Origin of the sequence: Nonomuraea turkmeniaca (assembly GCF_005889735.1) — a bacterium.
Taxonomy (GTDB): domain Bacteria; phylum Actinomycetota; class Actinomycetes; order Streptosporangiales; family Streptosporangiaceae; genus Nonomuraea; species Nonomuraea turkmeniaca.
In genome coordinates, this window is the sequence record NZ_VCKY01000020.1 from 1 (window position 1) to 25,178 (window position 25,178).

23 protein-coding genes and 1 pseudogene are annotated in these 25,178 nt (G+C 68.5%); 9 read left to right on the top strand and 15 right to left on the bottom strand.

Annotated features, from left to right (window positions below; translation table 11 throughout):
• The 3 genes from ETD86_RS08325 to ETD86_RS08335 form a co-directional block, all read right to left on the bottom strand.
• A partial coding sequence (locus tag ETD86_RS08325; protein WP_138665521.1) for a hypothetical protein occupies positions 1–281 on the bottom strand: 281 nt, incomplete at its 3' end.
• A gap of 492 nt (positions 282–773) precedes the next feature.
• A complete protein-coding gene (gene acnA, locus ETD86_RS08330) occupies positions 774–3,503 on the bottom strand; it encodes an aconitate hydratase AcnA (protein WP_138665522.1) in 2,730 nt (909 codons plus the stop codon).
• A 233-nt stretch (positions 3,504–3,736) separates the two neighbouring features.
• The gene (locus ETD86_RS08335) at positions 3,737–4,465 is read right to left on the bottom strand and encodes a metal-dependent hydrolase (protein ID WP_138665523.1); all 729 of its coding nucleotides are present in this window, start codon (positions 4,463–4,465) and stop codon (positions 3,737–3,739) included.
• Between the two features lie 298 nt (positions 4,466–4,763).
• Between ETD86_RS08335 and ETD86_RS08340 the strand changes: the two genes are divergently transcribed.
• The 3 genes from ETD86_RS08340 to ETD86_RS08350 all read left to right on the top strand — a co-directional run bounded on the left by ETD86_RS08340 (position 4,764) and on the right by ETD86_RS08350 (position 6,769).
• Positions 4,764–5,480, top strand: coding sequence for a PadR family transcriptional regulator (locus ETD86_RS08340; protein ID WP_138665524.1), 717 nt, complete (start codon positions 4,764–4,766; stop codon positions 5,478–5,480).
• A 33-nt stretch (positions 5,481–5,513) separates the two neighbouring features.
• A complete protein-coding gene (locus ETD86_RS08345; RefSeq protein WP_138665525.1) occupies positions 5,514–6,011 on the top strand; it encodes a DUF1707 SHOCT-like domain-containing protein in 498 nt (165 codons plus the stop codon).
• Positions 6,012–6,100: 89 nt separating this feature from the next.
• A complete protein-coding gene (locus ETD86_RS08350) occupies positions 6,101–6,769 on the top strand; it encodes a DUF6879 family protein (RefSeq protein WP_138665526.1) in 669 nt (222 codons plus the stop codon).
• Here the strand turns inward: ETD86_RS08350 and ETD86_RS08355 are convergent.
• The 9 genes from ETD86_RS08355 to ETD86_RS08395 all read right to left on the bottom strand — a co-directional run bounded on the left by ETD86_RS08355 (position 6,759) and on the right by ETD86_RS08395 (position 16,528).
• Entirely contained in the window at positions 6,759–9,098 is a 2,340-nt protein-coding gene (locus ETD86_RS08355; protein ID WP_138665527.1) for a glycoside hydrolase family 2 protein, read from the bottom strand. The genes ETD86_RS08350 and ETD86_RS08355 overlap by 11 nt on opposite strands.
• Positions 9,099–9,108: 10 nt before the next feature.
• Positions 9,109–9,984 carry an ATP-binding cassette domain-containing protein gene (locus tag ETD86_RS08360; RefSeq protein WP_138665585.1) on the bottom strand — a complete coding sequence of 292 codons (876 nt, stop codon included), beginning with the start codon at positions 9,982–9,984 and terminating at the stop codon, positions 9,109–9,111.
• Complete coding sequence (locus tag ETD86_RS08365) at positions 9,984–10,925, bottom strand: ABC transporter ATP-binding protein (protein ID WP_138665528.1); 942 nt, start codon at positions 10,923–10,925, stop codon at positions 9,984–9,986. The genes ETD86_RS08360 and ETD86_RS08365 overlap by 1 nt, the downstream gene beginning before the upstream one ends.
• Entirely contained in the window at positions 10,922–11,806 is an 885-nt protein-coding gene (locus ETD86_RS08370; protein WP_138665529.1) for an ABC transporter permease, read from the bottom strand. Before ETD86_RS08370 ends, ETD86_RS08365 begins: the two co-directional genes overlap by 4 nt.
• Positions 11,803–12,798: an ABC transporter permease gene (locus ETD86_RS08375; RefSeq protein ID WP_138665530.1), complete on the bottom strand. Its 996-nt coding sequence runs from the start codon at positions 12,796–12,798 to the stop codon at positions 11,803–11,805. Before ETD86_RS08375 ends, ETD86_RS08370 begins: the two co-directional genes overlap by 4 nt.
• Positions 12,799–12,868: 70 nt before the next feature.
• The gene (locus ETD86_RS08380; RefSeq protein ID WP_138665531.1) at positions 12,869–14,623 is read right to left on the bottom strand and encodes an ABC transporter substrate-binding protein; all 1,755 of its coding nucleotides are present in this window, start codon (positions 14,621–14,623) and stop codon (positions 12,869–12,871) included.
• A 423-nt stretch (positions 14,624–15,046) separates the two neighbouring features.
• On the bottom strand, positions 15,047–15,814 hold the full coding sequence (locus ETD86_RS08385) for a neutral zinc metallopeptidase (RefSeq protein WP_246147781.1): 768 nt from the start codon (positions 15,812–15,814) through the stop codon (positions 15,047–15,049).
• 83 nt (positions 15,815–15,897) lie between these two features.
• Positions 15,898–16,227 carry a type II toxin-antitoxin system PemK/MazF family toxin gene (locus ETD86_RS08390; protein ID WP_138665532.1) on the bottom strand — a complete coding sequence of 110 codons (330 nt, stop codon included), beginning with the start codon at positions 16,225–16,227 and terminating at the stop codon, positions 15,898–15,900.
• The gene (locus tag ETD86_RS08395; RefSeq protein ID WP_138665533.1) at positions 16,193–16,528 is read right to left on the bottom strand and encodes a hypothetical protein; all 336 of its coding nucleotides are present in this window, start codon (positions 16,526–16,528) and stop codon (positions 16,193–16,195) included. The genes ETD86_RS08390 and ETD86_RS08395 overlap by 35 nt, the downstream gene beginning before the upstream one ends.
• Before the next feature lie 101 nt (positions 16,529–16,629).
• Between ETD86_RS08395 and ETD86_RS08400 the strand changes: the two genes are divergently transcribed.
• On the top strand, positions 16,630–17,370 hold the full coding sequence (locus tag ETD86_RS08400) for a sulfite exporter TauE/SafE family protein (RefSeq protein ID WP_246147782.1): 741 nt from the start codon (positions 16,630–16,632) through the stop codon (positions 17,368–17,370).
• A gap of 162 nt (positions 17,371–17,532) precedes the next feature.
• Here the strand turns inward: ETD86_RS08400 and ETD86_RS59980 are convergent.
• Both ETD86_RS59980 and ETD86_RS08410 read right to left on the bottom strand, forming a co-directional pair.
• Positions 17,533–17,709 (bottom strand): annotated as a pseudogene (locus ETD86_RS59980) (GrpB family protein); the annotation flags it as partial.
• A gap of 58 nt (positions 17,710–17,767) precedes the next feature.
• The gene (locus tag ETD86_RS08410) at positions 17,768–18,238 is read right to left on the bottom strand and encodes a MarR family winged helix-turn-helix transcriptional regulator (RefSeq protein WP_211369911.1); all 471 of its coding nucleotides are present in this window, start codon (positions 18,236–18,238) and stop codon (positions 17,768–17,770) included.
• A 75-nt stretch (positions 18,239–18,313) separates the two neighbouring features.
• Between ETD86_RS08410 and ETD86_RS08415 the strand changes: the two genes are divergently transcribed.
• From ETD86_RS08415 to ETD86_RS08435, 5 genes are all read left to right on the top strand, one after another.
• On the top strand, positions 18,314–19,672 hold the full coding sequence (locus tag ETD86_RS08415) for an MFS transporter (RefSeq protein WP_138665534.1): 1,359 nt from the start codon (positions 18,314–18,316) through the stop codon (positions 19,670–19,672).
• 254 nt (positions 19,673–19,926) lie between these two features.
• Positions 19,927–21,036 carry a sugar ABC transporter substrate-binding protein gene (locus ETD86_RS08420; protein ID WP_138665535.1) on the top strand — a complete coding sequence of 370 codons (1,110 nt, stop codon included), beginning with the start codon at positions 19,927–19,929 and terminating at the stop codon, positions 21,034–21,036.
• Positions 21,037–21,082: 46 nt separating this feature from the next.
• The gene (locus ETD86_RS08425) at positions 21,083–21,847 is read left to right on the top strand and encodes an ATP-binding cassette domain-containing protein (protein WP_138665536.1); all 765 of its coding nucleotides are present in this window, start codon (positions 21,083–21,085) and stop codon (positions 21,845–21,847) included.
• Positions 21,844–23,106 (top strand): sugar ABC transporter permease, encoded by a 1,263-nt coding sequence (locus tag ETD86_RS08430; protein WP_138665537.1) that lies wholly within the window; start codon positions 21,844–21,846, stop codon positions 23,104–23,106. Before ETD86_RS08425 ends, ETD86_RS08430 begins: the two co-directional genes overlap by 4 nt.
• Before the next feature lie 35 nt (positions 23,107–23,141).
• On the top strand, positions 23,142–24,347 hold the full coding sequence (locus tag ETD86_RS08435; RefSeq protein ID WP_138665538.1) for an ROK family transcriptional regulator: 1,206 nt from the start codon (positions 23,142–23,144) through the stop codon (positions 24,345–24,347).
• Between the two features lie 52 nt (positions 24,348–24,399).
• On the opposite strand, the gene ETD86_RS08440 is transcribed toward ETD86_RS08435, so the two are convergent.
• Positions 24,400–25,149, bottom strand: a complete 750-nt coding sequence (locus tag ETD86_RS08440; protein ID WP_138665539.1) for a neutral zinc metallopeptidase — start codon at positions 25,147–25,149, stop codon at positions 24,400–24,402.
• Between the last annotated feature and the right edge of the window lie 29 nt (positions 25,150–25,178).

The following is a 25,178-nucleotide window of genomic DNA, read 5'->3' on the forward strand; positions in this document are numbered from 1 at the left end:
GGCGTGGCGCTGCCCGGGGCGCAGGACAGCCGAGCCGCCCTGGACTTGGCGAGGGTGCGGCCGCGGAGGTCGGTGGCGGTCGCGTAGTAGACGCCGGGCTGGCAGGCCACCGCGACTTTGACGCGGCCGTTCCTGGCGGCCCCGCTCTTGACCACGGGGTCGCGGCCGGGGACGGCGCGCTTGATGCGGATGCGCAGCAGGGCAGAGGAGAAACAGCCGCGGCGGGCGGCAAAGGTTTCGATCTTGAGCGCGGAGTTGAGCCGAGGCTTGGCGACGCTCACGCGGCACCTGGCGGCCTCCGATGCCGTCGCGGCCTCGGCCGCGGTGAGTGGCGTGCATATCGCTGCCAGGCTCACGAGGCCGGCGAGTACCCCAAGGGGTCTACGCATAGGGGGTTTCCTCCAGTTGCGGTAGACGCTGGATGGCACCGCATTCTGTCGGGGCCGCAACCCTTTTGTCATCAAATTGGCAATATTTCCGTGATGCCACGGTAAACCAATGTGATCGTTGAGGCGTCTAAGCAGGCCGGTCGGTCGGTCCCGTCGGCCGAACCGAAACCCGTACCGGGCCGTGTGACGTTCCGCACGTGATCGGCGTGTCCTTGAAACGCGAGAGCCGCCCGGCGGGGGGTGTCCCGCCGGGCGGCTCTCTGTGTGTCGGGTCGTTCCCCCGATGCGGGCGCGTGAGGATCGCGCCCCACCCCCGGCTCAACGAGACAGCGAGGGTTTCCCCGCCCTCGCCCGGCTCATGACCGGACGGGGGCGCGGGAAGATCTACTTGGTGAGCAGCGACCGCAGCACGTACTGCATGATGCCGCCATGCCGGTAGTAGTCGGCCTCTCCGGGCGTGTCGATGCGGACCACCGCGTCGAACTCCGTATCGCCGGCCTTGACGTGCACCGTCTGCGGGATGCCGCCCTTGTTGAGCTCCTCGACCCCCGTGATGTCGAACGTCTCCTCGCCCGTCAGCCCCAGGGACGCCGCAGAGCCGCCCTCGGGGAACTGCAGCGGCAGCACGCCCATGCCGATCAGGTTGGAGCGGTGGATGCGCTCGTACGACTCCGCGATGACCGCCCGCACGCCCAGCAGCGCCGTGCCCTTGGCCGCCCAGTCGCGCGAGGAGCCCGAGCCGTATTCCTTGCCTGCCAGCACCACCAGCGGCGTCTCAGCGGCCGCGTAGTTGACCGAGGCGTCGTAGATGAACGACACCGGGCCGTCGGGCTGGGTGAAGTCGCGCGTGTAGCCGCCCTCGGTGCCGGGGGCGATCTGGTTGCGCAGGCGGATGTTGGCGAACGTGCCCCTGATCATCACCTCGTGGTTGCCGCGCCGCGAGCCGTAGGAGTTGAAGTCCTTGACCTCGACCCCATTGGCCTGCAGGTATTGCGCGGCCGGGGTGCCCGCCTTGATGGAGCCCGCCGGCGAGATGTGGTCGGTGGTGACCGAGTCGCCGACCTTGACCAGCACGCGGGCGCCCGTGATGTCCGACACCGGCTCCGGCTTCGAGGGCATCCCCTCGAAGTACGGTGCCTTGCGGACGTACGTCGAGTCCGGGTCCCACTCGAAGGTGTTGCCGGTCGGGATCGGCAGCGAGCGCCAGTGGTCGTCGCCCTTGAACACGTCGGCGTAGTCGCGCTCGAACATGTCGCGGCCGATGGAGGAGTTGACCACGGCGGAGATCTCCTCCGGCGACGGCCAGATGTCCCTCAGATAGACCGGCTCGCCGTCGTTGCCGAGGCCGAGCGGCTCGGTGTCGAGGTCGAGGTCCATGGTCCCGGCCAGCGCGTACGCCACCACGAGCGGCGGCGAGGCCAGATAGTTCATCTTGACGTCGGGGTTGATGCGGCCCTCGAAGTTGCGGTTGCCCGACAACACGGCCGTGACGGCGAGGTCGTTGGCCTGGATGGCCTCGGAGATCTCCGGCGGCAGCGGCCCCGAGTTGCCGATGCAGGTGGTGCAGCCGTAGCCGACCAGGTTGAAGCCGATCTTGTCGAGGTACGGCTGCAGCCCGGACCGCTCGAAGTAGCCGGTGACGACCTGCGAGCCGGGGGCCAGCGACGTCTTGACCCACGGCTTGCGGGTCAGGCCCTTGTCGACGGCGTTGCGGGCCAGCAGCGCCGCGCCGAGCATGACGTACGGGTTGGAGGTGTTGGTGCACGAGGTGATCGCGGCGATGGAGACGATGCCGTGGTCGATCTCGAACGACGTGCCGTCGGCCAGCGTGACGGGGACCGGCTTGTGCGGCCGGCCGCCGTTGGCGCTGGCGTTGGAGGCGGGCGCGTCGGAGGCCGGGAAGGTCTCCTCGCCGGCCTCGTCGACGCCGTCCTCCACGTAGTTCTGCACGTCGTGGCGCCACGTGGCCTTGGCGGCCGACAGCGCGATGCGGTCCTGCGGGCGCTTGGGGCCGGCGATGGACGGGACGATGGTGGCCAGGTCGAGCTCGATGTACTCGGAGAACTCGGGCTCGGGCGCGGACGGGTCGAGCCAGAGGCCCTGGGCCTTGGCGTACGCCTCGACGAGCGCGATCTGCTCCTCGCTGCGCCCGGTCAGCCGCAGGTAGTCGATGGTCTGGCCGTCGATCGGGAAGATCGCGCAGGTGGAGCCGAACTCGGGGCTCATGTTGCCGATCGTGGCCCGGTCGGCCAGCGGCACGGACGAGACGCCCTCGCCGTAGAACTCCACGAACTTGCCGACGACGCCGTGCTTGCGCAGGATCTCGGTGATCGTCAGGACCAGGTCGGTGGCGGTGGCGCCGGCCGGGAGCTGGCCGCTGAGCTTGAAGCCGACCACCCGCGGGATGAGCATGGAGATCGGCTGGCCGAGCATCGCGGCCTCGGCCTCGATGCCGCCGACGCCCCAGCCCAGGACGCCGATGCCGTTTTCCATGGTGGTGTGGGAGTCGGTGCCGACGCAGGTGTCGGGATAGGCCTTCCCGTCGCGGATCATCACCACGCGGGCCAGGTGCTCGATGTTGACCTGGTGGACGATGCCGGTGCCGGGCGGCACGACCTTGAACTCGTCGAAGGCAGTCTGGCCCCACCGCAGGAACTGGTAACGCTCGCGGTTGCGCTCGTACTCGCGCTCGACGTTGCGCTGGAAGGAGTCGGGGTGGCCGAAGAAGTCGACGATGACCGAGTGGTCGATGACCATCTCGGCGGGCGCGAGCGGGTTGATGCGGGCCGGGTCGCCGCCGAGGTCGCGGACGGCCTCCCGCATGGTGGCCAGGTCGACCACGCAGGGCACGCCGGTGAAGTCCTGCATGATGACGCGCGCAGGCGTGAACTGGATCTCCACGCTCGGCGTCGCCTTGGGGTCCCAGGAGCCCAGCGCACGGATGTGGTCGGCGGTGATGTTGGCGCCGTCCTCGGTGCGGAGGAGGTTCTCCAGCAGGATCTTCAGGCTGTACGGGAGGCGTGCGGCGCCCTCGACGGCATCCAGCCGGAAAATCTCGTATGACGCGTCGCCGACGCGTAGCGTGTCACGGCTGCCGAAGCTGTTCGCGGACACGGTGATTCGCCTCCTCCATCAGACAGGTTTACGTGCTCATGAGTCGCTCACCGCTTCTCACTCGCTTCGTGGAGTCCCTCTTTCGTCGGGTCTCCACTCCGCTCGCTGCGTCGGGTTCGCTCCCCCAAATCCTGCCGCACTCCCGGAATGACAGGCACGTTAGGTGAGCCTAACTCGCAGGCCGCGGCAGATCTCTCGACGTCAAGATATCTCTAGAGTATCTCGACATCAAGTTAAACGGGCGCCAGGCGCCAGTACAGCAGCCCGATGATCGCGACCGACAGGATCGGCGCCAGGATCTTCTGCTCGAATTTCTTGCCCGTTTTGATGCCGATCTTCCACGGCAACACGAACTTGGCCCCCAATGGCCACAACACCGGACATCCCCGCTCGGTCATGCAGTCGCCCACCACATGGATGAGGCACCCGATCCCCACGGCCAGCCCCAGCCAGGCGTACCCGACGGACAGGGAGAGGAAGACGGCGTAGAGCCCGGCGGTCAGCCCGACGTTGATCATTGCGGACCCCGCCTTGTTCCCCGGGATCCCGACGCCTATCGCGCGGAGCGCGAGGCCGATGAGCAGCACGACCATGATGTCGCGGCCGATGGGATAGGTGTTGGCCAGCCAGTGTGCCCCCAACCCCATCGCCACCGCGAAGACCAGCGAGTGCGTGGCGCCGCGGTGCCCGCCGCTGATCCACGACACGCCCTTGCTCAGCATCCAGGTGACCGGCCCGAACGTCTGGGCGATGGTCGCGCTCGGATGGTCGAGGTCGGGCAGCATCGCGGCGCCCGCGCAGACGACGGCGCCCGCGACCAGTTCGGCCGGGCCTAACGCGCCCGCCATGATCCCCGTCTCGATGAACCGGGAGGACTCGGTCAGCAACGGCAGTGCGGCGAAGGCGGGCGCAAGCCCCAGCCAGGCGATGGCCCCGGTCATCGCATGCGTGTGCCCCATCATGATCGGGACTGTACGGCAAAGCGCCCCTTTACGCGCTGAGGCATGCCGTGAGGCGCGCGATGGTGGCCATAAGCGGCCGGAAATGCAGACGAGGTCGTCTCCGCGGCGACAGCACCCCCCAGCCCTGCCGACGCGGAACGACCTCGTCTGCTCTAGATAACGACGCTCTCCCCAATCCTGTTCCCCGATTCCGCAACTTTTTCGTGATCTGGATCACTCTCGGGCAAGGCTTGCTCACGACACGCTATCGATATATCGTTGACGCATCGAGAACAGATCGCGATATAGGGGGAAACCTATGAGTTCCGCACAAGCAGCCGGCGGGCACTGGCCCGGCGCACATGAGTACAAGCGGGCCGCCCGCGAGGCCTTCAAGGCCGTGGCCGACGCCTTCGACGAGATGGGCGGCCGACGCCGCCACCACGAGCACGAGCACCGGCAACGCGGCCGGCGGGGCGGTCCTGGACCGTTCCCGTTCGACTTCGGGCGCGGCCCCTGGGGCGGCGGTCCCGGCGGGCCGTGGGGTGGTCACCGCGGCTGGGGCGGCAGGGGCCGCAAGGCCAAGCGGGGCGACGTACGCGCCGCCATCCTGGCCCTCCTCTCCGAGGAGCCGCGCAACGGCTACCAGATCATCCAGGAGATCGCCGAGCGCAGCGAGGGCGGATGGAAGCCCAGTCCGGGCGCCGTCTACCCGGCGCTGCAACAGCTCACCGACGAGGGTCTGGTGATCTCGGAGGAGAACGAGGGGCGCAAGACCTTCCGCCTCACCGACGAGGGCCGCAACTACATCGAGGCGCACGCCGACGAGATCCGCGCGCCGTGGGACGAGATGCGCCCGGACATCGACGACAACACCGCCGATCTCTGGCACATCGCCCGCCAGTCGGCCTTCGCGATGATGCAGATTCTCCAAACCGGAAATGACGCACAAATCCGGGAAGCGCGTAAGACTTTGGTAGAGACCCGACGCAAGCTCTACCAAATCCTGGCCGACGACGAACCGGGCGAGGACTGACCAGATCAGCGGGCCGCCGAACGGAGTGAGGCCATGACCACAGACCGTAACGATCTGCGCATCGGCGACGCCGAGCGCGAGCAGACGATGGCCGCCCTGCGTGAGCACTTCGCGCAGGGCCGCCTGACCCACGAGGAGCTCGACGAGCGGCTCGAGCGGACGCTGTCCGCCAAGACGGGCCGCGACCTCGCGCAGATCACGATCGACCTGCCCGGGCACCAGCCCACCCCGCAGTACGGCATGGACGACTGGCGCGCGTCGATGACGGCGCACCGGTACCAGGTCGAGGCCATGCGGCAGGCCCATAAGGGCATGCGCCAGGCGCACAGGGAGGTGCGGCGGCAGTGGAACCACCACGGGCACCCGTGGCGGCACCATCACCGGGGCCCGCACCCGTTCGTCGGCGTGTTGTTCGGGCTCATGGTGCTGAGCCTGATCTTCGGGCTGGGCATCTTCAAGGTGCTGTTCGTCCTGTTCGTGGGTGGGATGGTCTTCAGCCTGATCCACCGGCGTTTCCACTCCCGCCGCTGAAGCCCTTCCAGTTCGGTTTTTGGGCCTTGACCCTGTCAGGGGCTGAACTGATGATCTGGACGGGCCTCAAAACGCGAAAGGGACGCCGCATGACCGATGGCACTCCGGCCAACCCGTTCGCCGCCGTCGCACATGCCGATGGCCTGGTCCTGGACGTGCTGGAGTATCAGTCCCGATTCGACCGCGACCACGCCACGCGCACCGAGCCGATGTGGAAGCTGGAGCGCGCCCAGGTGTTCTACGAGCCGGACGTGGCGAGCTGGCGGGCCATGATGGACGGCGACTGGGCGGGCTCGCTGGCCCTCGCCGAGCGCATGGCGGGGCCGCTGGAGGACTACTTCCGCAGCCGCGTGCCGGTCCGGCGGGTGCGGGTGGTGGAGTTCCCGGTCACCGCGTACCTGCAGTGGGAGCTGCACGTCCTGGCCGTGCGCGCCCGGGCCGGCTCACCCTGCCGGGTGCTGCCCGCCCACCGGGTCGCCGCCCTCGACCCGTTGCCCGAGCTGGTGATCTTCACGCCGGCCCTCATGTACGAGGTGCTCTACGACCGGCACGGCGGTTGCCGGGGCGGCCACCGCATCACCGATCCCCAGGTCGTGGCCCCGTGCCTGCGCGCGGTGCGCGACTTGTACGCCGAAGGGGAGGACGTGCTCCGCTTCCACGAGCGCGAGATCGCGCCGCTGCCGCCGCCGGTCGTCACCGACGAGATGCGGGCCGCGGTGCCCGCCTACGCGCACCGCACCGAGGAGTTCAGGGTCTGACCTCGTTCACGCAGCGCAGCACGGGAAAGCTCGTCAGCGCCCCGGCGTCCAGAGACTTGGCCGTGGTGACCTGGAAGACCGCGCTCTCGCCCGGCAGCAGGGTGACGAGATGCTCGTCCACGCTCGCGTCCGGATCCAGCCGGTCGGGGAAGATCGCGAGCTCGCGCAGCAGGCTGATCGCGGTCACGATCACCCGGTAGCCGCCGGAGGAACGCTCGGCGTACGCGTCGTAGGCCGCGCCGGGAAGCGCCACTGCGGTGTCCTCGGCGTAGAAACGCACCGTGCGGAGCTGGCCGAGGCGGGCGGTGAGCAGCTCGCGCGCCGGGTCGTCGGGTACGGAGACCGATCGCGGCAGCGCCACCCTGGTCACCGATCGGGGTGCCACGTGGACGGCGACGACCTCCTTCGCCAGGGGCGCGCCGGAAAGGCTCCGCCGGGCCAGGTGCAGCTCGCCGGACCAGGAGTCCGGCAGGTCGTTGACCAGGGCCAGGTCGCCGTCCTGAACGCTGAGCAGCCGATGCGCGTAGGCACGGCGCAGCGCGTACCACAGCGGTTTGCGGCGGCCGTCGCCGTCGACGGCCGACCACGACGTCACCGGCCAGCAGTCGTTGAGCTGCCAGACGATCGTGCCCATGGTCCACGGCATGAGCGAACGGAACCGCTCGACGCCGAACGTCACCGCCCGCGCCTGGTTGACCTGCGTCAGGTAGTGCCAGTCGTCGAACGTCTCAGGCTGCGGCAGGTGCTCGCCCAGCCCTCGCAGCAGCTTGGCCTGCCCGTCGATCGCCTTCTGGTGCACGGAGCCGGGCGTCAGCGGCTCGTCGGAGGAGGCCCGGCGCAGGGTTGCGTACGCGGGCGGCCCCTGGAAACCGAACTCGGCCACGAAACGGGGCCGGTAGGCGGCGTACCGGGTGTAGTCCTCGCGGTTCCAGACGTCCCAGATGTGGATCGTGCCACGCGCGGGGTCGTTCGGCGGCAGCTCGGGCGCGCCCGAGTAAGGACTGCCCGGCCAGTACGGGCGGGTCGGATCGAGCTCGGCGACGATTCCCGGGAGCAGGTCGTAGTAGAAACCCGCTCCCCAGCTGCGCCCTTCGAGCCGGTCCTGCCAGCCCCAGTCGGCGTGGCCCTCCAGGTTCTCGTTGTTGCCGCACCACATCACCAGGCTGGGGTGCGGAGCGAGCCGGGAGACGTTCTCCCTGGCCTCGGCGGCCACCTCGGAGCGGAAGGGCTCCTCCTCCGGGTAGGCGGCGCAGGCGAACGGGAAGTCCTGCCAGACCAGCAGGCCCAGCTCGTCGGCCAGGTCGTAGAAGTCGTCGCTCTCGTACAGCCCGCCGCCCCAGACCCGCAGCAGGTTGACCCCGGCGTCCACGGCCTGCCCGAGCCGCTCGGCCAGGCGCTCCCTGGTGACGCGGGAGGGGAAGCAGTCGTCGGGGATCCAGTTGACGCCCTTGACGAAGACCGGGGTGCCGTTGATCTTGAGCTTGAACGCCTCACGCTCCAGCTCGATCGACCGGAACCCGATCCTGAGGCGCCGTTCGTCGTCCCCGAGGCGGACGTTCAGGTCGTACAAGGGCTGGTCGCCGAGGCCGCGCGGCCACCACAACTCCGGGCCGGGCACCTTCACCGACAGCGCGGCGGCCCGGCCGTCCACGATCCGCTCCGCCGTGACGCCCGCGATCTCGGCGGACAGGGTCAGCGGGCCCTCGGTCGTGCGCTCGACGCGTACGCGCACGTCCACAGCGCCGTCCGGGTACACGAGCGGGCGCACCTCGGCCAGGCGGGCGCCGCTCCAGCTCTCCAGCCCGATCGGGCGCCAGATCCCCGCCGTGACCAGCGTGGGACCCCAGTCCCAGCCGAAGTTGCAGGCCATCTTCCTGATGAAGGGATAGGGCTCGTCGTAGGGGCCGGGCCGCTTGCCCAACGCCGCCCGCCACTCCTCGGCGTAGGCGTAGGCCGAGCCGAAGGTCACGGTCAGCTCGTTGCCGCCGGCACGCAGGAGATGGCGGACGGGAAAGCGGTAGGAGCGGTGCTGGTTGGCCGTGCTGCCCACGCGGACCCCGTTGAGCTCGATCGCGGCGACCGTGTCCAGCCCGTCGCACACCAGGTCCGTGCGCTCGTGCTCGTCCGGCGACCAGGCGAACGTGGTGCGGTAGGTCCACTCCGTCCGGCCGATCCAGGCCAGCCGGTGCTCGTGGTCGTCCAGGTAGGGGTCGTCGATGATGCCGGCCGCGAGCAGATCCGTGTGCACACATCCGGGCACGGTCGCGGCCAGGCCCGCGATGTCCTGCGACGACAGGGTCCAGCCGTCGTGCAGCGGACGGTAGGTCAAGGAGGTCTCCTTAGCACGATTCGAGCTGGGCGCAGGCCACGAAATGCCCAGGTTCGGCCTCCAGCAGGCCCTCTGCGGCCCCGCGCTCGTGGTAGAGACAGGTGTCCACGGCCGCGGCGTCGCCCCACTCCTCGTGCAGGCGCGGCACCGCCGACAGCAGCTCGCGCGTGTACGGGTGCAGCGGATCGCCGAAGACCTTGTCCGTCAGCCCCATCTCCACCACGCCGCCCTTGCGCAGCACCACCGTGCGCTCGGCGAGGTAGTTGCCGAGCGACAGGTCGTGCGTGATGTACAACACGCCGAGCCCCCTGGTCTTCAGCTCGGCCAGCAAATTGAGCACGTCGATGCGGGTGGAGGCGTCCAGCATGCTGGTGATCTCGTCGGCCACCAGCAGCTTGATGTCCAGCAGCAACGCCCGGGCGATGAGCAGGCGCTGCAGCTGGCCGCCGCTGAGCTGGTGCGGGTACTTGCCGAGCACCTGGTCGGGGTTGAGCCGCACGTCCCGCAGCGCCGAGCGCACCCGCTCGGCCCACTCCTGCTCGGGCACCGCCGGATAGTACGACTGCTTGATCATGGCGAACACCCGGTCGGCCTTGAACACCGGGTTGAACGAGCTGAACGGGTCCTGGAAGATGCCCTGGACGTGGCGGTAGTACTCCTTGGCGCCGCGCACCGGCCGGCCGTCGAACGTGATCGCGCCGCTGGTCACCGAGTTCAGGCCGAGGATCATGCGGCCGATCGTGCTCTTGCCGCTGCCGCTCTCCCCGATCAGGGACACGACCTCGCCCGGCACGACGTCGAAGCTGACGCTCCGCACGGCCGCGACGGTCTTGCCGCCGAAGGCGCCGATCCTGAATTCCTTGGTGACGTCGTCGAGTCTCAGCATCATGCCTTCCAGCAGGCGACGTGGTGGGCGGGCGCGATCTCGACCGCCGGTGGCTCCTCGGCGCACTCGTCCCCGGCGAGCGGGCAACGATCGCGGAAACGGCAGCCGGCCGGCGGGTGCAGCAGCGACGGCGGGCTCCCGGCGATGCCCTCCAGCCGCCGCTCGGAGTATCGGACGCCGACCTCCGGCAGGGAGTCCAGGAGCAGCTTCGTGTACGGGTGCCGCGGCGCTTTGACGATCACGTGGGCCGGCGCCTTCTCGGCCAGCTTGCCCGCGTACATGACCATGATCGTGTCGGCGATGTGGTGGGTGAGCGCGAGGTCGTGGGTGACGAAGATCATGCTCTTGACGTAGCCGCTGTCGCGGAAGCCGAGCAGGGCGCGGGCGACGGCCTTCTGGGTGGAGACGTCGAGCGCGGAGGTCACCTCGTCGGCGATCAGCAGCGACGGGTCGAGCAGCGTGGAGATGACCATCACCATGCGCTGCTTCATGCCGCCCGACAACTCGATCGGGTAGCGGTCGAGCACCTCGCGGGGCAGCCCGACCTGGTCCATCCGGCGCTCCAGCTCGGCGGCGTCCAGGGCCGCGCCCCGCGACTTGAGCAACTCGCCGACCATCTTGCGGATCTTGCGGGTGGGGTTGAGCGCGCTCATGGCGTACTGCGGGATGAGGGAGACCTCCTTGAAGCGGAAGTCGTTCATCCTGCGGTCGTCGGCGATCGGCAGCTCCTTGCCGTCGAGCTCCACGCTGCCGCCCACGTGGTGCATGCGGCCGTCCATGCGGATGAGGCTCTTGCCCAGCGTGCTCTTGCCGCAGCCGGACTCGCCGACCAGGCCGATGATCTCGCCGTCGGCCAGGTCGAAGGACATTCCGTCGAGGGCGCGCACCTCCCCCTTCAGCGTCCTGTAGTAGACCCGCAGCTCGCTGACCCGCAGACTCATGTCTCCCTCAGTTTCGGGTTGAAGACCTCGTCGAGGCCGACGTTGGCCACGTACAGGGCGCCCACGATGGCCGTGATGGCCGCGCCCGGCGGCACGAACCACCACCACATGCCTAACTGGAGCGCGCTCCACTGGGTGGAGTTCTGCAGCATCAAGCCCAGCGAGACGCCCTCGGTGGGGCCGAGGCCGATGAAGTCCAGCGAGGAGGCGATGAGCACCGAGCCGCCGAACAGCAGGATGAAGGTCATGAACAGGTAGGAGCTCATGTTCGGCGCGACCTCCCTGGCGATGATCCGCCCGGTGCCCGAGCCGCTCATCCTGGCCAGGTCCACGAACTCCCGTGTACGCAGCGAGAACGTCTGCGCCCTGATCGCCCGCGCCGCCCACGGCCACTGCGTCAGCCCGATGAACAGGCCCTGCACGGCCACGCTGCGGATGCCCAGGTACGCGTTGATGATCAGCAGCACGGCCAGGGTCGGGATGACCAGGATGATGTTGGTCAGCATGTTGAGCACCTCGTCGACGATGCCGCCGAGGTAGCCGGCCACGAAGCCGACGACCATGCCGATGACCGCGGCGATGCCACCGCCGATCACACCGACCGCGAAGGTGCTGCGCAGGCCGTGCACGAACTGGGCGAAGATGTCCTGGCCGAACGTGGTGGTGCCGAGCCAGTACTCGCCGGAGGGCGGGCTCATGGGCTGGGGGCCGTACTGGTTGGGCGCCGCGTCCACCAGCAGCGGGCCGATCATGCCCAGCAGGAGCAGCGCGAGCACGATGCCGAGGCCGGTCATCAGCTTGCCGTTGCGCACCGCGAAGTACAGCGCCTCGCGCCGCACCCCGGCCCGCTCGCGCGGGGCGACTTCCTGGAGCGTCGTCATGCCTGCGCACCCGCCATTCCCGCCCTGGTCCGCGGATCGACCACGACGTAGACGATGTCGATGATGAAGTTGGCGATCAGCACGCCGAGCACGATGAACAGGAACGAGCCCTGGAGGAGGAAGAAGTCCTTGTTCTTGATGGCGTTGAGAATCAGGCTGCCCAGCCCCGGATAGGCGAAGACGATCTCGGTGACCAGGGCCCCGGCCACCAGCACGCCCAGTTGCAGGGCCAGGCCGGTGATCTGCGGCAGGACGGCGTTGCGGAAGGCGTACCTGCGGATGAGCCTGGAGGGGGCGCCGAGCGCCGAGAGGTAGTTGGAGTAGTCGGACTCCAGCTCATAGATGATCATGTTGCGCATGCCGATGGCCCAGCCGCCCAGCGCCACCAGGAACAACGACAGGAACGGCAGCGTCCAGTGGTGCAACAGGTCGAGCACGAACGTCCACGACCAGTGGGGGCGCATCGAGAAGCTGTAACCGCCGGCAACAGGGAAGACGCCGCCGATCACGCCGAGCGACCACGCCAGGAGCAGCGCCAGCCACATGTACGGCATGGCCGTGAGCACGTAGCCGACCGGGAGCACCGTGTTGTCGAGGAGCTTGCGGCGGGCGGCGTACGCGCCGAACTGGTTGCCCACCACCCAGCTGAGCAGGACCGACGGGATGATCAGCGCCAGCGTGTACGGCACCGCGCCGAGGATCACGTCGCTGACCGGGGTCGGGAACAACCAGATGCTCAGCCCGAAGTCGCCCTGGAAGAGGGCGCCCCAGAAGTTCACGTACTGCTGCCACAGCGACTGGTCGAAGCCGAAGAGGTTGTTGTAGTAGGCCCGCATCGCCTCCACGGCCTCCGGCCTGGCGACGTTGGCCCTGGCCACCATGCTGGCGACCGGGTCACCCGGCATGAAGCGCGGGATCATCCAGTTGACCGTGACCGCGACGAAGAAGGTCAATCCGTAGATGAGGAGTTTCCTGCCGAAATAACGACGCACGTGCGGCTCTCCGGGAAGGCCCCCCGCTCGGCGAGCGGGGGGCTAGGGGGTGGCGGGATAGAGGAGTGGATCAGGAGCCGGAGGGCTGCAGCTGAGTGAGGCTCTCGAAACCGCCAAGTTCGAACCAGTTGCGCCACATGACCGCGCCGGTCTTGGGAGCCGCGCCCGCACCGGCCGGCCAGTTCTTCCACACGGACGTGCTGGACTGCGCCCACAGGCCGTTGTACCAGAGCGGGATGATCGGCATGTCGTCCAGGTGGATCTGCTGCAGCTGGGAGGTGATCTTCTTCATGCCCTCGATGTCGTCGGTCTTGACCTGGTCGAGCTGCTGCACCAGGTCCCAGGCCTTCTTGTTGTCGTAGCGGGCGAAGTTGACCGTGTTCTGCTGCTTCTGGATCGGCAGCTGGAACATGTACTCGTAGTAGGTGTACGGCGAGTTCGACAGCTGCCGCTCGTTGTTGATGAGCATGTCGAAGTCGCCCCTGGAGCGCTTCTCGACCAGTGCGTTGAAGTCGGGGAAGTCCGGCGTGATCTGGATGCCGGCGCCCTTGGCGCTGGTCGCGATGGACCGGGCCGACTCCATCCAGTCGGTCCAGCCGGACGGCACGATGAGCGTCAGGTTCATCTTGGAGCCGTCCTTGTTCTCCACGAACCCGTCGCCGTCGGTGTCCTTGTACCCGGCGTCCGACAACATCTTCTTGGCCTTGGCGGCGTCGAACGCGAACCCGGACGAGGAGACCACGTTCTGGTCCACGAACTGCTCCCACTGCGGCAGCAGGCCGGTCGGGCTGGCGGCCTTGACCAGGTTGCCGTAGACGCCCTCGACGATCTGCTTGACGTCGATGGAGTTGGCCAGCGCCTTGCGGAAGGCCGGGTCGTTCATGGGCTTCTTGGTGTTGTTGGGCACCAGCCAGGCCGTGTTGGCCGACAGGTGGTAGGGCGGCTCGGCGTAGTAGGTCGTCAGGCCGAAGTTGCCCTTGACCAGGTTCGCCACGCCGGGCAGGAAGTTGTTGGACAGGTCCAGGCCCTTCTGCATCAGCATGCCCAGCGCGACCTCGTTGCTGGGGGTGGCGATGTCGACGATGTAGCGGGGCTTGGGCTCCATGTTCAGCGCCGTCTTGCCCCACCAGTCGTCGCGGCGCTGCAGCACCACGCGGTCCTGGTCCTTGCTCATGAACTTGTACGCGCCGGTGCCGACCGGGTTCTCGTTGACGCCGTCCAGGACCTCCTTCTCCGAGCGGCCCTTCCAGATGTGCTCGGGCAGGATCGAGCGGGAGTAGACGTTGAAGTCCCACTGCTGGTAGTTGGCCTTGGAGAAGGTGAACTTCACCGTCTGGTCGTCAACGGCCTCGACGCTCTTCAGCCAGGCCCACAGGTTGTGGTACGGGACCGTCTCCATCTTGCCGAGCTCGAAGGAGAACACCACGTCCTTGGCGGTCAGCGGCTGCCCGTCGGACCACTTGATCCCCTGGCGCAGCTTGACCTGGTAGGTGGAGTCGTCGGTCCAGGAGCCACTCTCCGCCAGCCATGGCGTGAGCTTGGACGCGGTGGTGTCGTAGTGGAACAACGTCTCGTACACCAGGCCCTTGGTGCCCACGGCCGAGTCCCATTCCCTGATCGGGTTGAAGTTGGCCGGTGGTCCCCATTGTGTGCCCGTCGTGTAGAGGGTCTCGCTGCGCGGCAGCTGATCGGGATTGGCGGTCGCCGCGCCCTGGCCCTGTGTCTGGTTGGCCGGCGGGGTCGGCGTGGATCCGCCGCCGGTGCAGGCCGTGGCGAGCAGGCCCGCCGCCACGATCGGAATCATGATCCGAGCCCGGTTACGCATCGCTTCTCTCCTTCCCTCCGCGCCATCGGCGCGAAGGTTCGCACGTGTGCTTAGACACCCCCGATGGGCCGGGCTCGGACGGGGCCCCACGCCTGCTGGTTCTGGTCTGGGAGCGCTCCCACACGTGACGCAAGCACGTTCCCGCCGATATGAGACCGGTGAGCGATCACTTTTCAGTAGTCACAGGTCGCGCGGACCTGCTGAACCGGATAAGTACCGCGAACGTAAATTCCGCATGTCCTGCAGTCAAGAGCCGTGACGCTTTCGAGACGTGGGTGTTGGAAACGCTCCCATGGCGGCGGCGCGGTCCTGCCCAGCACGAACACCCGCCTCAAGGGGCGGCGACTAACCGGTTCAACGACGGCGCCGAACGGCGTGGGGGCCCGCACGTCACGCGCGGTGACCACGCCGCGGCATCGCGGGTCAGGAGACCTTCGCGGCAGGCGCCGACCAGGTGTCGCAGGCGGCGGGGGAGAGGGCCCGATACCCGCGCTTGAGCCAGTAGACCCGGGTGGCGCCCTTCCCGTGACTGCGGTACTCGTCGCCGTCGTCCCCGCTGCCCTGGGTGGCGTCCACCAGCGTCTCCCAGTCGCGCGCCGTGCGGTCCAGCGACCCCCACACGCTGCCGAGGAAAACGCCGGCCAGGCAGTCGGCCTGCAGCTCGTACCGCCGCTTCAACTCGTCCTGCCGCTCCCGCTCACTCCGCACCCGCGCTTCGTACGCCCGCCGCACCCCGGCAAGGCTCTGCAGATGATGCCCGTATTCATGAGCCACCACCTTGAACGGGTAGAGATCGGTCCGGTCCTCGATCCAACGGCCGGTGAGCGGGAACACCATCGTGCGCCGCTCGGTGCAGTAGAAGGCCGCCGCATGCTCAGGCCAGGGCACCCCGCACACGCTGCTCCGCGGTTCCTCGAAGTAGAGCACCACCGGTTTGCGGAACGTCCACCGCGTCCGCTTGACGTACGTCCCCCACGACTTATCCAGACATTTCACGACAGCTTGGAGATACTCCCGGGTCCGCGGAATCCCTCCCGAACTGATCGCCGTCTCCGGACACGACGCGATCGCCAGCTTGCCGGCCTTCTTGGGGAAAGCGGCCGGAGCCGCCTGGGCGCTCTGGGCAGGAACGCAGGCGGTCGCCAGGATCACGCCAAGGGCCAGGGCACGCGTGAGCGGGAGGGATTGCACGGTGGGCAGCTTAACGAGCGACGGGATGTGGCACGATGAACGTGCCACCCGGCGAACCTGTTTTTCGTCGGGCGGCAATATTCCTACATCGTGTCCGTGATCCAGTCGGTGATCTCGCGGACCACCTCGTCGGGAGCGATTCCGATCCTCTTCATGAATCGCTGAGGCGACACGCTGCGCACGTGCTCCACCATGGCCCAGCTGGGCTTCTGTAGGCCGGTGCCCTCGCAGCCGATGGGGATGTGGTTGTCCCATCCCCTTTCGGTCGTGGTCAGCGGGACGATGATCTTGACGGGCGTGGCGGTGTTGAATCCGTCGTTGCTGACGACCAGCACGGGGCGGCGGAAGCCTTGCTCGCGACCGACTGGATCGCCCAGCTCAGCGAGCCAGATTTCGCCCTGAATCACCCTCATCTCTCTCCTCGGGGAACGTGATGAGCCCTTCCCATTCGGGTGCGATGCGGGAAGAGCGTGGCGGCGGACCGTGGACCAACTCGCTTTCTGCGAGGTATTCCGCCCAGGCTTGCGGATCCTCTTGTCGTGTCTCCTCCATCTGCTCCGCGACCCGCTGCCAGCGGTGCTTCTTCTCCATCTCCCTGATGGCCTGGTCAATGATCGCGGTCATGGGCTCCCCTGCTTTCTTCGCCAGTGCTGCGATCCTGTCTCTGGTCTTGACGCTGACGCGTATGGTCGTGGCTTTCGGCTTCGTCGCCATACATCACAGGCTACGTCGGCATCTGTAGCTGACACTACACACCTACGGTCACGTTCGAAGTATGAAGGGCAACAGAGAGTAAAGATGATTGACTCTCGTTCATGACTAATGCGGTATTGGTGCTGATCCTCGCCGGTCTGGCGGTCTTTGTTGGCGCGATCGTCCAGGGTGCCGTCGGGTTCGGCCTGGGTCTGGTCGGAGCACCCGTGCTCACCCTGCTCAACCCTGAGCTGATGCCGGGCGCCATCCAGGTCGTCAACCTGACGTTGCCGCTGTTCACGCTGGCCGCCGAATGGCGCAGGGTGGACTGGCGCGGACTGGGCTTCGCGGTGCTCGGCAGGGTCCCCGGGAGCGTCCTCGGCGCCCTGGTTGTTGTCTACGTTTCTGTCTACACGAGAGGCATCTTCGTGGCGGTCATGGTGCTCGTCGCGGTGGCGTTGACGGCGCGGGCGCTGAGCGTGCCGCGCAACGGGGTGACGATCACTTCGGCGGGGTTCGTGTCGGGGATCACGGGCACCGCCACGGGCATCGGCGGGCCGCCTCTCGCGCTCGTCTACCAGAGCGCCAAGGGCCCGCAGATCCGCGCGACGCTGGCGATGTTCTTCTTCCTGAGCGCCGCCCAGTCACTGGGCATCCTGGCCCTCGTGGACGAGCTGCCGTCCCGGGCCCTGACGACGGGGGCGATCCTGATCGTGCCGATGGTGCTGGGGTTCCTGGTGTCGGGGCCGTTGCGGCGCTACCTCGACGGCGGCAAGGTACGCGCGGCCGTCCTGGTCGTGGCCGCGGCCTCGGCGGTGGCGCTGATCGTGCAGAACGTGGTCTCCCAGGTCGTGTCGGCCTGAGGATGTCTCACGCGTCGCTCGGACCGGGTCTCCCAGCCGATGCCCTGGGCCCACGTGTCGGCCCGCCACACGATGTCCCAGACGAACGGCTCCTTGGCCGCGACGTACTTCTCCCGCTCGTCGCGGAACCGCTCCGCGCACCGCCGCTTGGCTGCCCGCCCGATGCACCAGGCCAAGGCGTTCCAGCGGAGCCCGGAACAACTCCAGCGGCTCGAACGAGCGTACCGAGATCTGGACGTCGATCACCGGCTTGGCGGCCAGGCCGGGCACCGACGTGGACCCGATGTGATCGATGCGCACCGCGCCGTCGCCGGTGGGGCCACCGCAGCGCCAGGTCACAGGCCAGAAGGGGCGAGTCCGGCTCAGTCTGAGGGCGCGGGAACACGGGTGGCGGCTCTCAGGACCTGGCCCTCATGGCGGCCGTCTGGTCGTGGAGCATCTGGTTCACACGCGTGGCGAAGTCCAGCACCGTGGCGAGTTCGGCGTCGCTGTAGTGCTCGGTGACGGCGGTGTAGGCGGCGTTGACGCCGGAGAGCAGGGGTTCGAGGTCCCGGTACGGTCCTTCGCGTACCAACTCGACCGGCACCTGCCGCCGGTCCTGGCTGGAGCGCCGGCGGCGGGCGAATCCGGCCTTGTCGAGTCGGTCCACCACGGCGGTGATCGCGCCGCCCTTGGTCAGGCCCACCTGGGCGGCCAATGCGCCCGGGGTGAGCGGGCCTTCCTTGTCGAGGAGGGCCAGGCAGGCGACGTCCGTGATGTTGAGCCCGGTCCTGGCCGCGACCCCGGCGTGGAACAGGACCGACCGCATGGCCGTGAGCCGGCCCTGATCCACGACGGCGGCGACGGTTGCCGTTCGCTCTGTTGACACTTGTGACGCCTCCTTCCTAATCTCTCTAAAATAGAGAGACTCTAAATTCGTGACACTAGTCTAAGGGAAGCAGGCATGACCGGGAACAAACGCTGGCTCGCGCTTGCCGTGGTGCTCACGGCGGCGTTCATGGACAACGTCGACGCGACGATCGTCAGCGTCGCCCTGCCGCGCATCCAGCGCGAGCTCGGCGCGGACGCGACGGCGGCGCAGTGGATTCTGGCCGGATATGCGCTGACGTTCGCCCTGCTGCTCATCACCGGCGGCAGGCTGGGCGACATCGCTGGCCGCAAACGCGTGTTCTTAGCCGGCGTGGCAGGGTTCACCCTCGCCTCCATCGTGGCGGGCACAGCCCAGACGCCGGGTGTGCTCGTGGCCGCCTGCCTGGGCCAGGGCGCGATGGCGGCCCTGATGGTGCCACAGGTGATGTCGGTGATCGTGGCGCTGTTCCGGCCGGAGGAACGAGCGCTGCCATTCTCGCTGATGGGCGCGGTGCTGAGCGCGGGCAGCGTCTGCGGGCCGTTGCTGGGCGGGCTCCTGACCGAGTACGACCTGGCGGGGCTGAGCTGGCGGGCCGTCTTCCTGCTGAACGTGCCGATCGGGCTGGCGACGTTCGCCGCGGCCGCCAGGTTCATGCCCGAGACCCGCTCGGCCGCCCCGCTCAGGCTCGACCTCGCGGGCGTGGCCCTGGCGGCGCTCGCGGCACTGGGCATCATGTATCCGCTCCTCCAGCGCGCCGGGTACGCGTGGATGGTTCTCGGCGTGGTGATGGCGTTCGCGTTCGCCGCCCAGCAGCGGCGCAGGGGGCAAGGGCGGGCGCTGGTGCCGCCGGAGCTGTTCGGCCGGCGGTCGTTCACCATGGGCGTGGTGGTGGTGCTGCTGGTCTTCTCCGGCGTCACCTCGTTCTTCTTCGTGCTCTCCTACCACCTGCAATTGGATCTCGGCTGGTCGCCGCTGGACATCGCGCTGGTGATGCTGGCTTGGCCTGCGGGAATCACCGCGACCAGCCACCTCGCGCTGCGGCGCGGCGTGGCATGGGGGCGCTCGCTCATCGGGACGGGCGCGGCCGCCATGGGCGTCGGCATGCTGCTGATGCTCCTTTTCGCCCAGGCACAGGAGCTGACCTGGGCTCATGTGGTGGCGGCCGAGCTGGTCATGGGGCTGGGCATGGGCATGTGCGTGCCGGTCCTCACCACCGTGGCGCTGGGCGACGTGCCCGCCGACGACGCGGGTGCGGGAGCCGGCGTGGTGAACACCGGCATCCAGCTCGGCACCGCGCTGGGCGTCGCGATCGTTGGAGGGCTCTACTTCACCGCCGGGACCGCGGCACTGTGGTACAACGTCGCAGTCTTCGCGCTGGCCGCGCTGCTGAGCCCGCTGCTCAGCAGCGCCCCGCGAGCCGCAAAGGCCGTGGAGAGCGCGGCGCGCCCCTGACACTCGCCGGTGTCAGGTGACATCCGGTCGGGCCATTGATCATGGCGTGGCCTCGTTACCTGGAACTCGCTGCTCACATTCCGTGACTCACAACCTCAACGGCAGGAGTCGGAGAGATTGAGGTGGCGTTTCTGGATTGTTACCGGATACAACAAACTCCCGGCCTCAACCCTCTTCCAAAGCGGTCGATCCCGGAATACGTTGCCGCAAACAACATTCATCCGGGCCCCTCCGGAAGAAAGGACCCTGCACCCATGCGCAAGGGGATCCTCAGCCTGACCGCCGCGGCAGCCGCGCTCGCCCTCGGTCTCACCGCCTGCGGGGGCGAAAGCGGTCAGACCACGTCAACGTCGACCGCATCGGCCCCCGCGGCCAAAGCGGGGAAGATCGGCGTCATCCTGCCGGACAGCAAGTCGTCCGCCCGGTGGGAGACGGCGGACCGCAAGTACCTGCAAGAGGCGTTCACGGCCGCCGGCGTCCAGTACGACATTCAGAACGCCCAGAACGACAAGACGGCGTTCCAGACCATCGCCGACCAGATGATCACGAACGGCGCCACCGTTCTGATGATCGTCAATCTGGACAGCGGCACCGGCAAGACGGTCATCGAGAAGGCCAAGTCCCAGGGTGTGCCGACGATCGACTACGACCGGCTGACGCTCGGCGGCGGCGCCGCCTACTACGTCAGCTTCGACAACACCAAGGTCGGCACGCTCCAGGGCGAAGGCCTGGTCAAGTGCCTGACCGACAAGAAGGCCGAGAAGCCGATCGTGGCGTACCTGAACGGTTCGCCGACGGACAACAACGCCACCCTGTTCAAGAGCGGCTACGACGGGGTGCTCAAGCCGAAGTTCGACTCCGGCGACTACGTCAAGGGCCCCGAGCAGTCGGTGCCTGACTGGGACAACACGCAGGCCGGCACGCTGTTCGAGCAGATGCTGACCGAGCAGCCGAAGATCGCCGGCGTGCTGGCCGCCAACGACGGCCTGGGCAACGCCGCCATCACCGTGCTGAAGAAGAACAACCTCAACGGCAAGGTGCCGGTCACCGGCCAGGACGCCACCGTCCAGGGCCTGCAGAACATTCTCGCGGGTGACCAGTGCATGACTGTCTACAAGGCGGTCAAGAAGGAGGCCGACGCAGCGGCCAAGCTCGCGGTCGCGCTGGCCAAGGGGGAGAAGCCCACGGCCGCCTCGAGCGTCAAGGACCCGGAGACCGGTCAGGACGTGCCTTCCGAGCTCATGGACCCGCAGGCCATCTACTTCGACAACGTCAAGGACGTGGTGGCCGACGGTTACGTGACCAAGGAGGAACTGTGCACCGGTGACTTCGCCGCGAAGTGCACCGAGGCCGGAATCCAATAGTCCATGGGGGGCACGGCCGCCGTCGTGCCCCCTTTGAGGGAGCCCCATGACCCCCCTGCTTGAAGTGCGCGGGATCGACAAGAGCTTCGGTCCGGTGAAAGTCCTGCACAACGTCGAGCTCTCGGCGTACGCCGGCGAGGTCACAGCGCTCGTCGGCGACAATGGCGCGGGCAAGTCGACGCTGGTCAAGTGCATCGGCGGCATCTACCCGATCGACGCGGGCACGATCTTCTTCGACGGCGGCCCGGTCGCGATCCACACTCCCCGTGACGCGGGCGAGCTCGGGATCGAGATCGTCTATCAGGACCTGGCGCTGTGCGACAACCTCGACATCGTCCAGAACATGTTCCTCGGCAGGGAGCACAAGAGGGGGCTCCTGCTGGACGAGGACACTATGGAGGAGCTGGCCGAGAAGACGCTCAGCGGCCTGTCCGTGCGTACGGTGAAGTCCATCCGGCAGCAGGTCTCCAGCCTGTCCGGCGGGCAGCGGCAGACCGTCGCCATCGCCAAGGCCGTGCTGTGGAACAGCAAGGTCGTCATCCTGGACGAGCCGACCGCGGCGCTGGGCGTCGCCCAGACCGCGCAGGTGCTCGAGTTGGTCCGCAGACTGGCCGACACCGGCCTGGCCGTCGTGCTCATCTCCCACAACATGAACGACGTGTTCGCCGTCTCCGACCGGATCGCGGCGCTCTACCTCGGCAGGATGGCCGCCCAGGTCAAGACCGCCGACGTGACGCACGCGCAGGTCGTCGAACTGATCACCGCGGGCCGCAGCGGCGATCTCGGCCTCAAGAACGGGGTCACGCCATGATCAAGGTCAAGGAACTCCCCGGCGAGGCCATCGTCACCGCGACGCAGGCCCCGTCGATCAAGAACAGCTTCCGCGCGTACGTCCAGCGGGTGCGCGGCGGCGACATGGGGGCGCTGCCCGCCGTGCTCGGCCTGGTCGTGCTCTGCGTGGTCTTCGCCGTCGCCCGCCCGTCCTTCGTGACCGCGGGCAACTTCGCCAACCTGTTCACCCAGGGTGCGGCCGTCACGCTCATCGCCATGGGCCTGGTGTTCGTGTTGCTGCTCGGCGAGATCGACCTGTCCGCCGGCTTCGCCAGCGGCGTGTGCGCGGCGGTGCTCGCCGTCACGCTCACCAGCATGGGCCTGCCGTGGTACGTGTGCGCGCTGGCCGCCATCGTCACCGGCGTGATCATCGGGACCGTGCTCGGCACGCTGGTGGCCAAGGTGGGCATACCGTCGTTCGTCGTGACGCTGGCCGCGTTCCTCGCCTTCCAGGGCCTGGTCCTGGTGCTGGTCGACGAGGGCACGAACATCTCCATCCGGGACAGCGTGATCGTCGCGATCGCGAACAGGAACCTGCCGCCGTGGCTCGGCTGGGCGCTGTACGCGGTGTGCGTGGCGGTGTTCGCGGTCGTGCAGCTGGTGCGGGCCAGGAAGCGGGCCAAGCGCGGGCTGGTGGCGGACCCGCTGTCGCTGATCGCCTTCCGCGTCGGCACGCTGGCGGTCCTGGCCGGGGCCGCGGTGTTCGTGCTCAACCTGGAGCGCAGCCGTAACCCTCTGCTGGTCTCGCTGACCGGCGTGCCGATCGTGGTCCCGCTCATCCTGGCGCTGCTGGTCGTCTGGACCGTGATCCTGCGGCGCACCGCGTTCGGCCGCCATCTCTATGCGGTCGGCGGGAACACCGAGGCCGCCCGCCGGGCGGGCATCCCGGTCGACCGGCTCAGGATCAGCGCGTTCGTGATCTGCTCCTCGATGGCCGCCATCGGCGGCATCGTGGCCGCGTCCCGTGCCAGCTCCGTCGACCCGAACACGGGCGGCAGCTCCGTCCTGCTGTACGCGGTGGGCGCGGCGGTCATCGGCGGGACCAGCCTGTTCGGCGGGAAGGGCCGGGTGCTCGACGCCGTGCTCGGTGGCGCCGTGGTGGCCGTGATCGAGAACGGCATGGGTCTGATGGGGTACGGAGCAAGCGTGAAGTACCTGGTCACAGGGTCCGTCCTGCTCCTGGCCGCAGGCGTGGACGCCCTGGCTCGCAAGCGGGCGGCTGCCGCCGGGCTAAGGTGATCGGCGACCAGCAGCCCTTGAAGGACCCCCAGACGATGCGTGCCGGCCCGTCGCAAGAGGACATCAGGCGCCACAACCTCGGCGCGCTGCTTCGTCACGTCCACCTCGGCGGGCCGACCTCGCGCGCGGAGCTGACCTCCAAGATGGGGCTCAACCGCAGCACGATCATGGCGCTGACCTCCGATCTCACCGCCGCCGGGCTGGTGCGCGAGGAGTTGCCCCGCGAGACGGGCCGCGCCGGCCGGCCCTCGCTCGTGGTGCGGCCGGAGTCGGCGCGCGTGTACGTGTTCGCCTTCGATGTGAGCCCCGACCGGATCGCCGTCGCCCGGGTCGGTCTCGGCGGGGTCATATTGGACCGCCGGGAGACCGTGCGCCGGCGGGGCGTGTTCGTGCTGGAGGAGCTGACCGGCGCGCTGGCCGGGTTCGCGCGCCAGATGCGCCGCAAGACCAGGGACGACACGGTCTGCGTCGGCGCGGCGGCGGCCGTGTCGGGCGGCGTGCGCAAGGCCGACGGCGTGGTCACGTTCGGGCCCAATCTGAAGGCCGAGGAGGCGCCGTTCGGCGAGGAGCTGGGCCGCAAGCTGGGACTGGGGCTGCCGGTCAGCGTGGGCAACGACGCCAACCTGGCCGCTCTGGCCGAGCACAGCCGCGGCGTCGGCGTCGCCGTCCGCGACCTCATCTACCTCCACGGCGACGTGGGGATCGGCGGCGGGATCATCGCGGGCGGGCACCTGCTCGGCGGCCACGACGGCTACGGCGGCGAGGTCGGCCACATGGTCGTCAACCCTGACGGCCGGGCCTGCGGGTGCGGCTCGCACGGCTGCCTGGAGGCCGAGGTGGGGGAGCGGGCCCTGCTGGAGGCGGCCGGCCGGTTCGGAGCCGGGCCGCAGGGGCGCGACGCGGTGCGGGCCGTGGTCGAGGCCGCCGACCGGGGGGACATCGTCGCGCAGGAGGCCCTCAGCCGGGTCGGCGACCGGCTGGGGCTGGGCGTGGCGAATCTGGTGAACATCTTCAACCCGGAGATGGTGATCTTCGGGGGGATGTTGCGTGAGGTCTATCTCGGGTCGGCGGCGCAGGTGCGCACGCAGCTGGCCCTGCACGCCATGGGGCCGCAGCGGGAGCGGCTGCGGTTGCGCACGTCGGCGCTGGGGGACGCGGCGACGCTGGTCGGCGCGGCCGAGCTGGCCTTCGCCCACGTCCTCGCCGACCCCCTGGAAGTCCTGGCCCGCGCCAACACCTGACCCCGCCCGTCCCGCTCAGGACCCAACGCCGGCCGTCCCGTTTCCAGGACCGTTAGGTGACCTTGGTCTTGGTAGCCGTCCACGTGTTGCAGAACCCCGTGGCCCCGCCCCGGTAACCACGGTCCTGCCAGAACGCCAGATTCTTCGGCTTGCCGTGGATCTCGCTCTCCTCCGCCCGCCGCACGGCGTCGATCCAATCCTCCCACTCGATCCCGGGCTTGATCGACTCGAGCGCCGCGTTGTAGAAGACCCCGGCGAAGCACTCCGCCTGCATCTCCAGCCGATGGCTGAGGAGAGTGCGCGCGCTGCTCGACGCCGGCCAGTACAACGCGCTCTGCGCGTCCAGCACGCCGGTGAGCTGCTGCACGTGGTGCCCCCATTCGTGGGCGACGGAGTGCGCCATGTTCATCCTGAAGGGATCCCGCAGGTCCTGCTTCATGATGCGGATGACGATCGTGCGCTGCTCCGGGCAGTAGTGCGCGCCGCTGCTGGTGATCTTCCCGCAGACGGAGTCGGACCCTGTCGTGATCGTCACCTGGGGCGGGCTGTACGCCAGCCCGGCGGCCGCGAACCGGCCGGCCCAGAACCGGTCGGCGCACCGGGCCATCGCCCGGTGGAAGGACCTCAGCGAGGCGACGACGCCCTCCCGGATCGCGGGGACCACGCACGTCAGGAGGGGCTGGTCACCGCCCATCACGTCGGACAACCCCGTCTGGGGGGTGCTCGGCGCCGCCCGGGCGGGACCCGATAACAGGAGACCCGCGGCCGCGCACGTAGCTGCCGCTACGAGAAGAGTGCGCACGACCGCGGATCATAGATCAATATGTCGGG

Coding starts and splice junctions, on each gene's coding strand:
- ETD86_RS08335 (WP_138665523.1), bottom strand. CDS start 4,465: ATGATGGGGCACACGCATGCGATGACCGGGGCCATCGCCTGGCTGGGG.
- ETD86_RS08340 (WP_138665524.1), top strand. CDS start 4,764: ATGAGTTCCGCACAAGCAGCCGGCGGGCACTGGCCCGGCGCACATGAG.
- ETD86_RS08345 (WP_138665525.1), top strand. CDS start 5,514: ATGACCACAGACCGTAACGATCTGCGCATCGGCGACGCCGAGCGCGAG.
- ETD86_RS08350 (WP_138665526.1), top strand. CDS start 6,101: ATGACCGATGGCACTCCGGCCAACCCGTTCGCCGCCGTCGCACATGCC.
- ETD86_RS08360 (WP_138665585.1), bottom strand. CDS start 9,984: ATGCTGAGACTCGACGACGTCACCAAGGAATTCAGGATCGGCGCCTTC.
- ETD86_RS08365 (WP_138665528.1), bottom strand. CDS start 10,925: ATGAGTCTGCGGGTCAGCGAGCTGCGGGTCTACTACAGGACGCTGAAG.
- ETD86_RS08370 (WP_138665529.1), bottom strand. CDS start 11,806: ATGACGACGCTCCAGGAAGTCGCCCCGCGCGAGCGGGCCGGGGTGCGG.
- ETD86_RS08380 (WP_138665531.1), bottom strand. CDS start 14,623: ATGCGTAACCGGGCTCGGATCATGATTCCGATCGTGGCGGCGGGCCTG.
- ETD86_RS08390 (WP_138665532.1), bottom strand. CDS start 16,227: ATGAGGGTGATTCAGGGCGAAATCTGGCTCGCTGAGCTGGGCGATCCA.
- ETD86_RS08395 (WP_138665533.1), bottom strand. CDS start 16,528: ATGGCGACGAAGCCGAAAGCCACGACCATACGCGTCAGCGTCAAGACC.
- ETD86_RS08400 (WP_246147782.1), top strand. CDS start 16,630: ATGACTAATGCGGTATTGGTGCTGATCCTCGCCGGTCTGGCGGTCTTT.
- ETD86_RS08415 (WP_138665534.1), top strand. CDS start 18,314: ATGACCGGGAACAAACGCTGGCTCGCGCTTGCCGTGGTGCTCACGGCG.
- ETD86_RS08420 (WP_138665535.1), top strand. CDS start 19,927: ATGCGCAAGGGGATCCTCAGCCTGACCGCCGCGGCAGCCGCGCTCGCC.
- ETD86_RS08425 (WP_138665536.1), top strand. CDS start 21,083: ATGACCCCCCTGCTTGAAGTGCGCGGGATCGACAAGAGCTTCGGTCCG.
- ETD86_RS08430 (WP_138665537.1), top strand. CDS start 21,844: ATGATCAAGGTCAAGGAACTCCCCGGCGAGGCCATCGTCACCGCGACG.
- ETD86_RS08435 (WP_138665538.1), top strand. CDS start 23,142: ATGCGTGCCGGCCCGTCGCAAGAGGACATCAGGCGCCACAACCTCGGC.